The organism is Streptomyces chisholmiae (genome assembly GCF_031845445.1).
GTDB lineage: Bacteria > Actinomycetota > Actinomycetes > Streptomycetales > Streptomycetaceae > Streptomyces > Streptomyces chisholmiae.
Genome location: NZ_JAVREO010000003.1, coordinates 455,400 through 467,931, shown reverse-complemented (window position 1 = coordinate 467,931; position 12,532 = coordinate 455,400). Strand labels below are relative to the sequence as shown.

Annotated in this window: 12 protein-coding genes; 9 read left to right on the top strand and 3 right to left on the bottom strand. The window is 72.5% G+C overall.

What is annotated here, in order from left to right; translation table 11 throughout:
- The first annotated feature begins 7 nt into the window (after positions 1 to 7).
- The 5 genes from RM844_RS07195 (at position 8) to RM844_RS07175 (ending at position 4,079) form a co-directional block, all read left to right on the top strand.
- The gene (locus tag RM844_RS07195) at positions 8 to 892 is read left to right on the top strand and encodes an ATP-binding cassette domain-containing protein (RefSeq protein ID WP_311666059.1); all 885 of its coding nucleotides are present in this window, start codon (positions 8 to 10) and stop codon (positions 890 to 892) included.
- Positions 889 to 2,481 carry an ABC transporter permease gene (locus RM844_RS07190; RefSeq protein WP_311666057.1) on the top strand — a complete coding sequence of 531 codons (1,593 nt, stop codon included), beginning with the start codon at positions 889 to 891 and terminating at the stop codon, positions 2,479 to 2,481. Before RM844_RS07195 ends, RM844_RS07190 begins: the two co-directional genes overlap by 4 nt.
- A complete protein-coding gene (locus tag RM844_RS07185) occupies positions 2,478 to 3,434 on the top strand; it encodes a CPBP family intramembrane glutamic endopeptidase (protein ID WP_311666055.1) in 957 nt (318 codons plus the stop codon). Before RM844_RS07190 ends, RM844_RS07185 begins: the two co-directional genes overlap by 4 nt.
- A 150-nt stretch (positions 3,435 to 3,584) precedes the next feature.
- On the top strand, positions 3,585 to 3,701 hold the full coding sequence (locus RM844_RS07180; protein WP_311666053.1) for a deaminase domain-containing protein: 117 nt from the start codon (positions 3,585 to 3,587) through the stop codon (positions 3,699 to 3,701).
- Between the two features lie 96 nt (positions 3,702 to 3,797).
- Positions 3,798 to 4,079, top strand: a complete 282-nt coding sequence (locus tag RM844_RS07175; protein ID WP_311666051.1) for an ankyrin repeat domain-containing protein — start codon at positions 3,798 to 3,800, stop codon at positions 4,077 to 4,079.
- Positions 4,080 to 4,660: 581 nt separating this feature from the next.
- Here the strand turns inward: RM844_RS07175 and RM844_RS07170 are convergent.
- The 3 genes from RM844_RS07170 to RM844_RS07160 form a co-directional block, all read right to left on the bottom strand.
- Positions 4,661 to 5,083, bottom strand: coding sequence for a YjbQ family protein (locus RM844_RS07170; RefSeq protein WP_311666049.1), 423 nt, complete (start codon positions 5,081 to 5,083; stop codon positions 4,661 to 4,663).
- Between the two features lie 65 nt (positions 5,084 to 5,148).
- Entirely contained in the window at positions 5,149 to 6,171 is a 1,023-nt protein-coding gene (locus tag RM844_RS07165; protein WP_311666046.1) for a LacI family DNA-binding transcriptional regulator, read from the bottom strand.
- 118 nt (positions 6,172 to 6,289) lie between these two features.
- Entirely contained in the window at positions 6,290 to 6,610 is a 321-nt protein-coding gene (locus RM844_RS07160; protein WP_311666044.1) for an L-rhamnose mutarotase, read from the bottom strand.
- A gap of 248 nt (positions 6,611 to 6,858) precedes the next feature.
- On the opposite strand from RM844_RS07160, the gene rhaI reads away from it, so the two are divergent.
- The 4 genes from rhaI to RM844_RS07140 all read left to right on the top strand — a co-directional run bounded on the left by rhaI (position 6,859) and on the right by RM844_RS07140 (position 12,507).
- A complete protein-coding gene (rhaI, locus tag RM844_RS07155; protein WP_311666042.1) occupies positions 6,859 to 8,019 on the top strand; it encodes an L-rhamnose isomerase in 1,161 nt (386 codons plus the stop codon).
- A 5-nt stretch (positions 8,020 to 8,024) separates the two neighbouring features.
- Positions 8,025 to 10,088, top strand: coding sequence for a bifunctional aldolase/short-chain dehydrogenase (locus RM844_RS07150; protein WP_311666040.1), 2,064 nt, complete (start codon positions 8,025 to 8,027; stop codon positions 10,086 to 10,088).
- Positions 10,089 to 10,310: 222 nt separating this feature from the next.
- Positions 10,311 to 11,753, top strand: a complete 1,443-nt coding sequence (locus tag RM844_RS07145; protein ID WP_311666159.1) for a rhamnulokinase — start codon at positions 10,311 to 10,313, stop codon at positions 11,751 to 11,753.
- Position 11,754: 1 nt separating this feature from the next.
- A complete protein-coding gene (locus tag RM844_RS07140; RefSeq protein ID WP_311666038.1) occupies positions 11,755 to 12,507 on the top strand; it encodes a (Fe-S)-binding protein in 753 nt (250 codons plus the stop codon).
- Positions 12,508 to 12,532: the final 25 nt, after the last annotated feature.

The following is a 12,532-nucleotide window of genomic DNA, read 5'->3' as shown; positions in this document are numbered from 1 at the left end:
TTCCGGCATGCTCGAACTGATCGATATCGGAAAGGTCTATCGGGACGGCAGACACGCCGTTTCCGGAATGACACTGCGGCTGGGCCCAGGAGTGCTGGGACTGCTCGGACCCAACGGCGCCGGCAAGTCCTCGCTGATGCGGATCTGCGCCACCGTCACCCGGCCCAGCAGCGGTTCCCTGCTGTTCGACGGCGCGGACGCCGTCGCCGAGCCGGAGCCGTTGCGACGCGCGCTCGGTTATCTGCCGCAGGATTTCGGCGTCCATCCGCAGCTGAACGCCTGGGAGTTCCTCTCCTATCTGGCCGCGGCGAAAGGGCTTTCGGCCCGTTCGGCGCGGGCGCGTATCGGGGAACTCCTGGAGACGGTAAATCTGACCGGCGCCGCCCGGCGGCCGCTGGGCGGCTATTCCGGCGGAATGCTGCGGCGGGTCGGCATCGCGCAGAGTCTGCTCGCCGATCCCCGGGTGCTGGTGGTGGACGAGCCGACCGCCGGGCTCGACCCCGAGGAGCGGGTGCGGTTCCGCAATCTGCTGAGCGATCTGGCGGCCGACCGGACGGTGTTGCTCTCCACTCATATCGTGTCCGATATCGAGTCGGTGGCCTCGGAAATCGCCGTGATGGTCGGCGGGCGGCTGGTGCGGCGGGGCTCGCCCACCGAGTTGCTGCGCGAAGTGTCGGGCCGGGTGTGGGAGTTGACGATCGCACCCGAGCAGGTGCCGATGGTCAGGGCCCGGCACGTGGTGAGCCGGACGCTCCGCACGGACACCGGGGTGCGGCTGCGGGTGCTGGCCGACGGGACGCCGTCCTTCGACGCGCGGCCGGTCGAGCCGGGCCTTGAGGATGTCTATCTGGCCGTCGTCGGCTCGACAGGCACGCCCGGGGAGCTGCCGTGAGGGGGGCGTTGGGCCGGCTGGCCATCGCTGACTTCCTGGACCGGATGCGACGGCCCGCTTACGCGGTGACGCTGGCCGGGGCCGTCGCACTCGGCTATCTGGCGGTGCCGTCGACCGACAGCCGCTGGGTGATCATGCAACTGGGCGAGTACCGGGGCCTCTACAACAGCCACTACGTCGGGATGGCCACGGCACTGGCCGGGACGCTCTGGCTGACGTTCGGCGGCTTCTACGTGGCGCGCAACGGCGTGGCCAGGGACGAGTCCTCGGGCGTGGGTCAGCTGCTGGCGGCGACGCCGCTGAGCCGGTGGCGCTATCTGGCGTCGAAGTTCCTGAGCAATGTGCTGCTGCTCGGTTCCATGGCCGTCGTCCTGGCGGGCACCGCCGTCGTCATGCAGCTGGCGCGCGCGGAGGATCGGTCGCTCGAACCAGTGCCACTGCTGCTGCCGTTCCTGGTGCTGACGCTGCCGATGGTGGTGGTGACCGCGGCGGCGGCCGTGCTGTTCGAGACGACGCCGGTGCTGCGCACGGGCCTGGGCAACGGCATCTGGTTCTTCGTCTGGCTGGCGCTGGTGCTGGGCGGCCAGAGCCCGTCGGCGCCGCTGGGCGGGACCGGGGTGCACGAGGTCGCGGCCTCGATGGGTGACGATCTGGCGCGGCAGGGAGTGTCGCTGTCCGGTGGGGACTTCAGCCTGGGCCTCACCATGGTGGAGGAACCGCTGCGGACCTTTGTCTGGGACGGCTTCACGCCGGACGGCTGGTTCCTCGCCGGACGGCTGGCGGTGCCGCTGCTCGCGCTGCCGCTGGCCCTGTTGCCCGCGCTGTGGTTCCACCGTTTCGATCCGGCCAGGTCGGGGCGGGCACCGTCGCGCACCGCGCCGAGGGCCACCGCCGTGGCATCGCTCATGCCCGAGCCGCCGCGGGGCCCGGCGGCCCCCGCCGGGCCGCCGCGTACCCCCGCGGCCTTCGGCCGGCCGCTGCCTCGGCTGTTCGTCGGGGAGTCGCGGTTGCTGGCGCATGGCCCGCCGTGGTGGTGGGCCGGCGTCGCGGTGGTCTCGCTTGCCGCGCTGCTCGCCCCGCTCGACTCGGTCAGCCGCATCGTGCTGCCGCTCGCCTGGCTGTGGCCGCTGCTGGTGTGGTCGCGGCTGGGGGCGCAGCACCACGAGCACGGCGTCGCCGTGCTGTTGGACGCCTGCCCCTCCGTTGTGCGACGGACCTTGGCGGAGTGGTGCGCCGGCCTCGCCCTGACGGCGGCGACCGGGCTGACCGCGCTGGTCCGGCTGTTGGTGGCGGGCGACGGGGCCGGAGCCGCCGCCTGGGTCGGCGGGGTGCTGTTCGTGCCGTCCCTGGCACTGGCGCTTGGCACCCTCAGCCGCACCCGTCGCGCGTTCCAGGCCGTCTATCTGCCGGTCTGGTACATGACGGCCAACGGTCTGCCGTTGCTCGACTTCATGGGCGCGGTACGGGACCACGGGCAACCGGCCGGGCCGCATCCGGCCGTCTTCGCGGGGATCGGCCTGCTGCTGCTCGCCATCGTGCTGCTCACCGGTGCCGCCCGACAGGGCACGGAGAAAGGTTTCCGCCGATGAACGCCGTTCCGCTGCTTGACACGGCCGCCCCGTCCGACAGCGCCAGGCGCAGGGGGCTGGTGGCCTTCTTCGCCATCGCCTTCGGCGGCGCCTGGCTGTGGGTGCTGGGCGCCAACGCCCTGGGTCAGTCCCTGGTCAATCCGCTGGTGCAGCTGCCGTTCGCCTTCATGCCCGCGCTGGGCGCGATCGTGGCGCGGCGCTGGGTGACCCGCGAGGGCTTCGCGGACGCGGGGCTCGGGCTCCGACTGCGCGGCGCCTGGCCCTACTATGTCGCGGCCTGGCTGGGCCCGTTGGCGATCACGGCCGGTGCGGCGGGCACGGCCGTACTGCTGGGGTTGTGGGACGGTGATCTCGCCCCGTTGCGCGACGCCCTGCCGGGCGTCCCCTGGTGGCTGACGGTCCTGCTGCTGGTGAGTGTGATGCCGCTGTTGGCGCCGGTCTACTGGGGCGAGGAGTTCGGCTGGACCAGCTATCTGCGGCCGCGCGTCGGCGGTGGTCAGCTCCGTTCCATCACGGTGACCGGGCTGATCTGGGCCGTGTGGCACTATCCGCTGGCCTTCGTCGGCTATGTGGAGTTCGGCAACGTCGGCGCCGGGCTCCTGGTCTGGACGGTCTCGTTCCTGCTCCAGGAGATGCTGCTGGCCTGGCTGTTCATCCGCAGCGGCAGCATATGGACGGCGGCGCTGGCGCACGCGGGCAACAACATGGTGCTGTCACTGCTGCTCGCCGTTCTGATGGAGGACCCGGACGGCGGCGACAGGCTCGGCGCGACCACGCTGACCTGGCTGCCGATCATCCCCATGGCGCTGCTCTGTGGCTGGCTGCTGTGGCGCGGCGCGTTCCGGGACGCGGCGAGAAAGTCCCCCCGCCGCCATGCCCGTGAGGGGTTCGGCGGCGAGGGGTGCGGGCCGGCCGGCCGCCGCGGACGATCGGGCCCACCGGGGCCCCGGTGAACCCCGTGTCGGGGAAGTCGGCGTCTTCGCCGAAGCCCGCCCCGGCGAAGACGGCACCGCTGCCGGATGGCGCCCCGTTGAAGGAGGCCCCTCGGGGGGTCACCTCCGCTCGCGCGGAGAGGACATCGGATCCGTGAGCCTTCGGACGTCGTGGACGGGACCATTGACCTCTACACCGAGCTGCCTGTCTGCGACAGTTGCAACGACGTCATCAACCAGTTCAGGAACGAGTTCCCGAACATCACCATCAACATCACCGACGGGTAAGCACTGATGGAACCAGATCGTCAACCGCCCCAGACCGACGCCTGTCCCGCTCCGATCCCCCGTAGTCCAGCCAACCGAGCGGTCGGCAAGCACGACTTGGCCACCCTGCGGGACGCGCTCGACGCCGGCGCCGATGTGGAGGAGGCGCAGTTCGGTACCTCGCTGCTCTACGACGCTGTCGATGTCGAAGGCGACGGATCCCTCCAGCGAGGCACCCCGCTGCACGTCGACATGACCGCTTTCCTGCTCGCCCGCGGAGCTGACCCGACCCGACGTTCCACCTCGACTGGTCTCACCGCCGAAGAAGGGGCGAGGATCCTCGGACACTGGCTGGCCACGGAACTGTTCGAAGCCTGGAAACGGGAACGCAACCGCTGAACCGGCCCCCGCCTGGCGACTCGTCCGCGTCACGCCGTCGGCGCGGCGCGGGCCCCGTCAACACCCCACTCCCAAGACCGAAGAGCATTCATGGACCCCGACGCCTCTCCCCGACGCGCCTAGCCACCCAACCACTACTTCTGGAGCCCGGCGCACCGCGCGATCGCACTCGAGGATCTGCCAGCCCTGCGAGAAGCGCTCGACGCCGGCGCTGACATACGCGAGGAACACCTCGGCCTGTCCCTGCTCCACCACGCCGTCGACATCGAAACCGACAGCACCGCGCACAGCCAAGGCCACCACACGCCGACGCGATCGCACTCCTGCTGGCCCGAGGAGCGGACCCGACTCGCCGATCGGCGCAGGGCACCGGTGCGGCGACAGCCAGCACATCGCTCCGCTGACGCGCCGGCGAGGTGGTGGCTGCCTTCATCCGCGACAGCCGCCGCACCCCAGCAGACACCTGCCGCACCCGTCATACGGTCGCTCGATCGCTCCCAGGTCCGTGTCGTGCGTAGCCTCGCCGCTCCGGTCGCACAGGGTACGGAGAATCGGCGACATCACCCTGGGAAAGGCCTTGGCTACCCCAGGAAGCTCAACCGCACCTGACGGTTGACATTGGAGATGTTGGTGTCGACGAGGCAGACCGACTGCCAGGTGCCGAGGGCGAGTTGGCCGCGCACCACGGGGAGGGTGGCGTGCGGTGGGACGAGGGCGGGCAGGACGTGGTCGCGGCCGTGGCCTGGGGTGCCGTGGCGGTGGTGCCAGCGGTCGTCGGCCGGCAGCAGGTCACGGAGGGCGGCCAGCAGGTCGTCGTCGCTGCCGGCGCCGGTCTCGATGAGGGCGATGCCGGTGGTGGCGTGCGGGGTGAACACGTTGAGCAGGCCGTCCCGGCCGGCGGCGACCTCGCGGAGGTAGCCGGCGCACTCCGCGGTGAGGTCGTGAACGACCTCGCGGGAGCCGGTGGTGAGGTCGAGGACCCGGGTGCTGAAGGAGTCGGTCATGGGGTCCATGGTCGGCCACCGGCCCGGGGCGCCGCGGGGCCGGGGCGGCGTGTCGCCGCCGCGGGTCAGCGGCGGCCCGCGAGGCTGGAGTCGCGGACGATCAACTCCGGGTCGAGGACGATGCGTTGGTGCCGGTGCCGGGCGGCGTCCTCGCCGGTCTCCTCCAGCAGAAGTTCGGCGGCCTGCTGCCCCATCCGGACGGCCGGCTGCCGCACCGAGGTGAGCGGCACCGCCGCCGCCGCGGCGAACTCGATGTCGTCGTAGCCGACCAGCGCCATCTCCTCGGGCACCCGGACACCGGCGGCGAAGAGGGCCTGGAGGACCCCGAGGGCGAGCAGGTCGTTGGCGCAGAAGACGGCGGTGGGGCGGGGCGACAGGCCGAGCAGTCGGGCGCCGGCGTCGCGCCCGGAGGCGACGTCGAGGCGGTCGGCCTCGATGTGCCGGAGCGCGGTGTCGGGCAGGCCGGCCTCGGCGAGGGCGGCCCTGGCGCCCTCCTCGCGGTCCCGGCACTGCTTGAGGGACATCGGCCCGCTGACGTAGGCGACGGTAGGGTGCCCCTGGTCGATCAGGTGCCGCACGGCGAGGCTGCCGCCGCGCACGTCGTCCACGGAGACCGAGCAGCCCTCGGCGCTGGGCAGCACCCGGTCGACGAAGACGAACGGGATGCCGTGCCGGCGGAACTCGGCGAGGTTGCGTCCCGACATGTCGGCCGGCGTCAACAGCACGCCGCGGACGCGCTGTTCGGCGAAGAGCGACAGGTAGTCGGACTCCTCGGCCGGGCTCTGCGCGCTGTTGCAGTGCATCACGCCCAACTTCTCGGCGCGGGCGACGCGTTCGGCGCCGGAGGCGACGTCGACGAAGAACGGGTTGGCCAGGTCGAGGACGAGCAGGGCGATGATCCGGCTCTGGCCGGCGCGGAGTTGACGGGCGGACTCGCTGCGGACGTACCCCAGGCGCACGATCGTGGACTGGACCCGTTCCCTGGTCTCCTCGGCGACCATGTGGGGCCGGTTGATGACGTTGGAGACGGTCCCGACGGAGACGCCGGCGGCCTTGGCCACTTCCTTGATCCCCACCGTGTGCGCCATATGCGTGTTCCGTTCGTCTCGTGGCCCGCCGTGCCTCGCGGGCCATCGTATGCACCCGGAGCGTGCGTGCGCGCCCGGCGGCGGGCCGCACCGTCGGGTGGTGGCGCGCCCCGGCGGGTCAGGCGAGGTGGAAGACCTCGGTGAGGGGCTTCATCGCCTCGTCGGGCCGCTCCCCTTCGAGCGCCTCGAAGAGCGGGCCCATCTCGGCCTGCCAGCGGGCGTTGACCTCGGTGGCGGCCATGTCGCGCTGGGCGGCCTCGAAGTCCTCGGTCTCCAGGTAGCCGACGAGGAGGCCGTCGTCGCGCAGGAAGAGGGAGTAGTTGTGCCAGCCGGTGGCGGAGAGCGCGTCGCACATCTCGGGCCAGACGTTGGCGTGCCGGCGCCGGTACTCCTCGATACGGTCGGCGCGGACCTTCAGCAGGAAGCAGACGCGCTGCACGGGCTCAACCCCTTTATGAAAGGTTTCATGGAGGTGGGGGCAAGCTAGCCACCACCGGCGCGCGGCGTCAAGCGCGCCGGGTACCTGCGACCACGCGCCGGTTTACCCCCGGCCGGGGGTGGCGAAAGGTGAGTTGATCAGGCCACTCCCTTGACAGCGCTTGGCGCGGGCTCTTAGCGTCGAGCCACTGTGAAACGTTTCATCAGCCAGTCTCCGGACCTTCCTCGCGCTACGGGAGCACTGATCGCATGACCCCCTCATCCGCCGTCAAGGCGGCCCTGTCCGCCCAGGCCATCGAGACACCCTCGTGGGCCTACGGCAACTCCGGCACGCGCTTCAAGGTGTTCGCCCAGCAGGGCGTGCCGCGCACCCCCCAGGAGAAGCTGGACGACGCGGCGCGCGTGCACGAGCACACCGGGGTGGCCCCCACGGTGGCACTGCACATCCCGTGGGACCGGGTCGACGACTACGCCGCGCTGGCCGAGCACGCGCGGGCGCGGGGCCTGAAGCTGGGCACCATCAACTCCAACGTCTTCCAGGACGACGACTACAAGCTGGGCAGCGTCACCCACCCGGACCCCGCGGTCCGCCGGAAGGCGCTGGGGCACCTGCTGGAGTGCGTCGACATCATGGACGCCACCGGGTCCAGGGACCTGAAGCTGTGGTTCTCGGACGGGACCAACTACCCCGGCCAGGACGACATCCGCAGCCGCCAGGACCGGCTGTCCGAGGCGCTGGCCGCGGTCTACGAGCGGCTGGGCGACGAGCAGCGGATCCTGCTGGAGTACAAGTTCTTCGAGCCCGCGTTCTACATGACGGACGTGCCGGACTGGGGCACCGCCTACGCGCACTGCCTGAAGCTGGGCCCCAAGGCGCAGGTGGTGGTGGACACCGGGCACCACGCCCCGGGCACCAACATCGAGTTCATCGTGGCGACGCTGCTGCGCGAGGGGAAGCTGGGGGGCTTCGACTTCAACTCCCGCTTCTACGCGGACGACGACCTGATGGTGGGCGCGGCCGACCCGTTCCAGCTGTTCCGCATCATGTACGAGGTGGTGCGCGGCGGCGGGTTCAGCCCGGACGTGGCGTTCATGCTGGACCAGTGCCACAACATCGAGCCGAAGATCCCGGCGATCATCCGCTCGGTCATGAACGTCCAGGAGGCGACGGCCAAGGCGCTGCTGGTGGACGCCGAGGCGCTGGCCAAGGCGCAGCGGGAGGGCGACGTGCTGGGCGCCAACGAGGCGCTGATGGACGCCTACCACACGGATGTGCGCCCGCTGCTGGCGGAGTGGCGCGAGGAGTCGGGTCTTGACCCGAACCCGATGGCGGCGTACCGGCGTTCGGGCTGGGCGGAGCGGATCGTGGCGGAACGACAGGGCGGCCAGCAGGCCGGTTGGGGAGCGTGACGGGAATGAGTGCCAGGCCGACGACGGAGCGGGAGCGGCACCCGGAGGTGGCGGCGCTGCTGGAGCGTTCGCACCGGTTGGGCGCCGACCCGAGGAACACCAACTACGCGGGCGGCAACACCTCGGCCAAGGGCACCGAGACGGACCCGGTGACCGGTGGCCCGGTGGAGCTGATGTGGGTGAAGGGCTCGGGCGGTGACCTGGGCACCCTGCGGGAGGAGGGCCTGGCGGCGCTGCGGCTGGATCGGCTGCGGGCGCTGGTCGGGGTCTACCCGGGGGTGGAGCGCGAGGACGAGATGGTCGCCGCGTTCGACTTCTGCCTGCACGGGAAGGGCGGCGCGGCGCCGTCGATCGACACGGCGATGCACGGCCTGGTCGAGGCGGCGCACGTGGACCACCTGCACCCGGACTCCGGGATCGCGCTGGCCTGCGCCGCCGACGGTGAGGCGCTGACCAGGGAGTGCTTCGGGGAGACCGTGGTGTGGGTGCCGTGGCGGCGGCCCGGTTTCCAGCTGGGTCTTGACATCGCCGAGGTGCGGCGGGCCAACCCGCGGGCGATCGGCTGTGTGCTGGGCGGCCACGGGATCACCGCGTGGGGCGAGACCAGCGAGGAGTGCGAGCGGAACTCGCTGCACATCATCCGCACCGCCGAGGCGTTCCTGGCCGAGCGGGGCGCGGCGGAGCCGTTCGGCCCGAAGCTGCCGGGCTACGGCGCGCTGCCGGAGGCGGAGCGCCGGGAGCGGGCGGCGGCGCTGGCGCCGTACGTGCGGGGGCTGGCCTCCCGGGACCGGGCGCAGGTGGGGCACTTCACGGACACCCCCGAGGTGCTGGACTTCCTGGCGCGGGCCGAGCACCCGCGGCTGGCGGCGCTGGGCACCTCCTGCCCGGACCACTTCCTGCGCACCAAGGTGGCGCCGCTGGTGGTGGACCTGCCGGCGGACGCCCCGCTGGAGACGGTGGTGGCGCGGCTGGGTGAGCTGCACACGGCGTACCGGGAGGAGTACCGGGCGTACTACGAGCGGCACGCGGGGCCGGACTCGCCGGCGATGCGGGGCGCCGACCCGGCGATCGTGCTGGTGCCCGGGGTGGGCATGTTCTCGTTCGGCAAGGACAAGCAGACGGCGCGGGTCGCGGGCGAGTTCTACGTGAACGCGATCAACGTGATGCGGGGGGCGGAGGCGGTCTCCTCCTACGCGCCGATCGAGGAGTCGGAGAAGTTCCGCATCGAGTACTGGGAGCTGGAGGAGGCCAAGCTGCGGCGGATGCCGGCGCCCAAGCCGCTGGCGGCCCGGGTGGCGCTGGTGACCGGCGGTGGCTCCGGCATCGGGCGGGCCACCGCGCTGCGGCTGGCCGCCGAGGGTGCCTGTGTGGTGGTGGCCGACCGGGACGAGGCGGCCGCCGCGGCCGTGGCCAAGGAGCTGGGCGGCCCGGACCGGGCGGTGCCGGTGGTCGTGGACGTCACCTCGGAGGAGCAGGTGACGGCGGCGGTGCGGGCGGCGGCGCTGGCCTTCGGCGGGGTCGACCTGGTGGTGAACAACGCCGGGATCTCGATCTCCAAGCCGCTGCTGGAGACCTCGGTCGGGGACTGGGACCTGCAGCACGACATCATGGCGCGCGGCTCGTTCCTGGTGTCGCGGGAGGCGGCGCGGGTGATGATCGAGCAGGGCATCGGGGGCGACATCGTCTACGTGTCGTCCAAGAACGGCGTGTTCGCCGGCCCGAACAACATCGCCTACGGCGCGACCAAGGCGGACCAGGCGCACCAGGTGCGGCTGCTGGCGGCCGAGTTGGGCGAGCACGGCATCCGGGTCAACGGGATCAACCCGGACGGCGTGGTGCGCGGTTCGGGGATCTTCGCCGGCGGCTGGGGTGCCAAGCGGGCCGCGGTGTACGGGGTGGAGGAGGAGAAGCTGGGCGAGTTCTACGCGCAGCGGACCCTGCTGAAGCGTGAGGTGCTGCCGGAGCACGTGGCGGCGGCGGTGTTCGCGTTGACCGGTGGGGATCTCAGCCACACCACGGGGCTGCACATCCCGGTGGACGCCGGGGTGGCCGCCGCGTTCCTGCGCTGAGGTCGTCCGCCCGCCGGTGGGTCCCGGGTTCGGGGCCCACCGGCGGCGTGTGCCGGGGGGTGGTGGCCGCCCTGTCCGAGTGTCGTTTTCCGTGTGTCGGCGCTTCGCGTGTCGCGACTGTTTTCGAGGTGTGTTGTGTCTGCTTCCCCGACGACCGGGTCCGCCTCGGCGGGTGGTCCGCCGTTCGCCGCCGTCGATCTGGGCGCGTCCAGTGGGCGGGTGATGCTGGGTGAGGTGTGGGAGGCGGCGGACGGCGCGCCGCGGCTGCGGCTGACGGAGGTGCACCGGTTCGCCAACCGGCCGGTGCGGGTGGCCGGCACCCTGCACTGGGACGTACTGGCTTTGTACCAGGGCGTGTTGGACGGGCTGCGGGAGGCGGGGCGGCGGTCCGGGGGGCGGCTGGCCGGGGTCGGGATCGACTCCTGGGCGGTGGACTACGGGCTGCTGGACGCCTCGGGCGCGCTGCTGGGGAACCCGGTGCACTACCGGGACGAGCGGACCGCCGGGATGGCCGAGCGGGTGGCGGAGGTGCTGGGGCCGGCGGAGCTGTACGGGCACACCGGGCTGCAGTACCTGCCGTTCAACACGGTCTACCAGCTGGTCGCGGCGCAGGGCTCGCCGCAGTTGGCCGCCGCGCGGCGGCTGCTGCTGATCCCGGACCTGATCTCGTACTGGCTGACCGGGGTGGCCGGCACGGAGCTGACCAACGCCTCGACCACCCAGCTGATCGATCCGCGCACCGGGGACTGGGCGCCGGGGGTGGCCGGGCCGCTGGGCGTGGACCTGGGGTTGTTCCCGCCGCTGCGGCGGCCGGGCGACCCGGCCGGCGAGCTGCTGCCGGAGGTGCTGCGGGCGTGCGGGCTGCGTGGCCCGGTGCCGGTGACGGCGGTGGGGTCGCACGACACGGCCTCGGCGGTGGTCGGGGTGCCGGCCCAGGACGAGCGGTTCGCGTACATCGCGACCGGCACCTGGTCGCTGGCGGGGCTGGAGCTGGACCGGCCGGTGGTGACGGAGGAGAGCCGGCGCGCCAACTTCACCAACGAGCTGGGCGTGGACGGCACGGTCCGTTATCTGCGGAACATCATGGGCCTGTGGCTGTTGCAGGAGTGCCTGCGGGAGTGGGCGGACGGCGGGGTGGAGCCGGAGCTGGGGCCGCTGTTGGCGGCGGCCGAGCGGGTGCCGGGGCCGCGGTCGGTGGTGGACGCGGGGGCGGCGGAGTTCATCGCGCCGGGCGGCATGCCGGAGCGGATCGCGGCGGCCTGCCGGCGCACCGGGCAGCCGGTGCCGAACGGCCGGGCGGAGCTGGTGCGTTGTGTGCTGGACTCGCTGGCGCTGGCGCACCGGGCCGCGGTGGCGGACGCGACGCGGCTGGCGGGCACCGAGGTGTCCGTGGTGCACGTGGTGGGGGGTGGGGCGCACAACGCGCCGCTGTGCCAGCTGACGGCGGACGCCTGTGGGCTGCCGGTGGTGGCGGGGCCGACGGAGGCCGCGTCGCTGGGCAACGTGTTGGTGCAGGCGCGCGCCGCGGGTCGGGTGCGCGGCGGGCTGCCGGAGCTACGCTCGCTGCTGCGGGCGTCCGAGTCGCCGCGCCGGTTCACCCCTCGGGGGGACCGGGCGGCCTGGGATCGGGCGGCCCGTCGGGTCGCCGACGGCGGAAGGGACTGATGTGCGCGTCGCGCTCTTTGTCACCTGTGTGAACGACACCCTGTTCCCGCGTACCGGGCAGGCGGTGGTGGCGCTGCTGGAGCGGCTGGGGGTGCGGGTGGAGTTCCCCGAGGCCCAGTCGTGTTGCGGGCAGCCGCAGTTCAACACGGGGTACCGGCGGGAGACCGAGCCGCTGGTGCGCCGGTACGGCCGGGCGTTCGACGGCTATGACTACGTGGTGACGCCGTCCGGCTCGTGCGCGGCGATGGTGCGGGACAACTACCCGCGGATCGGGGCCAGGGCGCGGGCCGAGGGCCGGGGCGGGGAGCTGGCCGCGGTGGCCGGGGCGGTGGTGCCCAGGACGCTGGAGCTGACGGAGTTCCTGGTCGACGTGTTGGGGGTGACCGACGTGGGTGCCTACTACCCGCACGCGGTCACCTACCACCCGACCTGCCACGGGCTGCGGATGCTGGGCCTGGGCGAGCGGCCCAGGCGGCTGCTGGAGGCGGTGCGCGGGCTGCGGCTGGTGGAGCTGCCGGGCGCCGATGAGTGCTGCGGCTTCGGTGGGACGTTCGCGATGAAGAACGCGGCGGTGTCGGCGGTGATGGGCGCGGACAAGGCGCGGCACATCATGGGGACGGGCGCGGACGCGGTGTGCACGGTGGACAACTCCTGCCAGACGCACATCGGCGGCACGCTGTCCCGGCTGGGTTCGACGGTGCGGCCGGTGCACCTGGCGGAGATCCTGGCCAGCACGGAGGAGACGCAGTGGTGAGGCGAGCCGGCGACGAGCGGAGGGC

Coding starts and splice junctions, on each gene's coding strand:
- RM844_RS07195 (WP_311666059.1), top strand. CDS start 8: ATGCTCGAACTGATCGATATCGGAAAGGTCTATCGGGACGGCAGACAC.
- RM844_RS07185 (WP_311666055.1), top strand. CDS start 2,478: ATGAACGCCGTTCCGCTGCTTGACACGGCCGCCCCGTCCGACAGCGCC.
- RM844_RS07170 (WP_311666049.1), bottom strand. CDS start 5,083: ATGACCGACTCCTTCAGCACCCGGGTCCTCGACCTCACCACCGGCTCC.
- RM844_RS07165 (WP_311666046.1), bottom strand. CDS start 6,171: ATGGCGCACACGGTGGGGATCAAGGAAGTGGCCAAGGCCGCCGGCGTC.
- rhaI (WP_311666042.1), top strand. CDS start 6,859: ATGACCCCCTCATCCGCCGTCAAGGCGGCCCTGTCCGCCCAGGCCATC.
- RM844_RS07150 (WP_311666040.1), top strand. CDS start 8,025: ATGAGTGCCAGGCCGACGACGGAGCGGGAGCGGCACCCGGAGGTGGCG.
- RM844_RS07145 (WP_311666159.1), top strand. CDS start 10,311: ATGCTGGGTGAGGTGTGGGAGGCGGCGGACGGCGCGCCGCGGCTGCGG.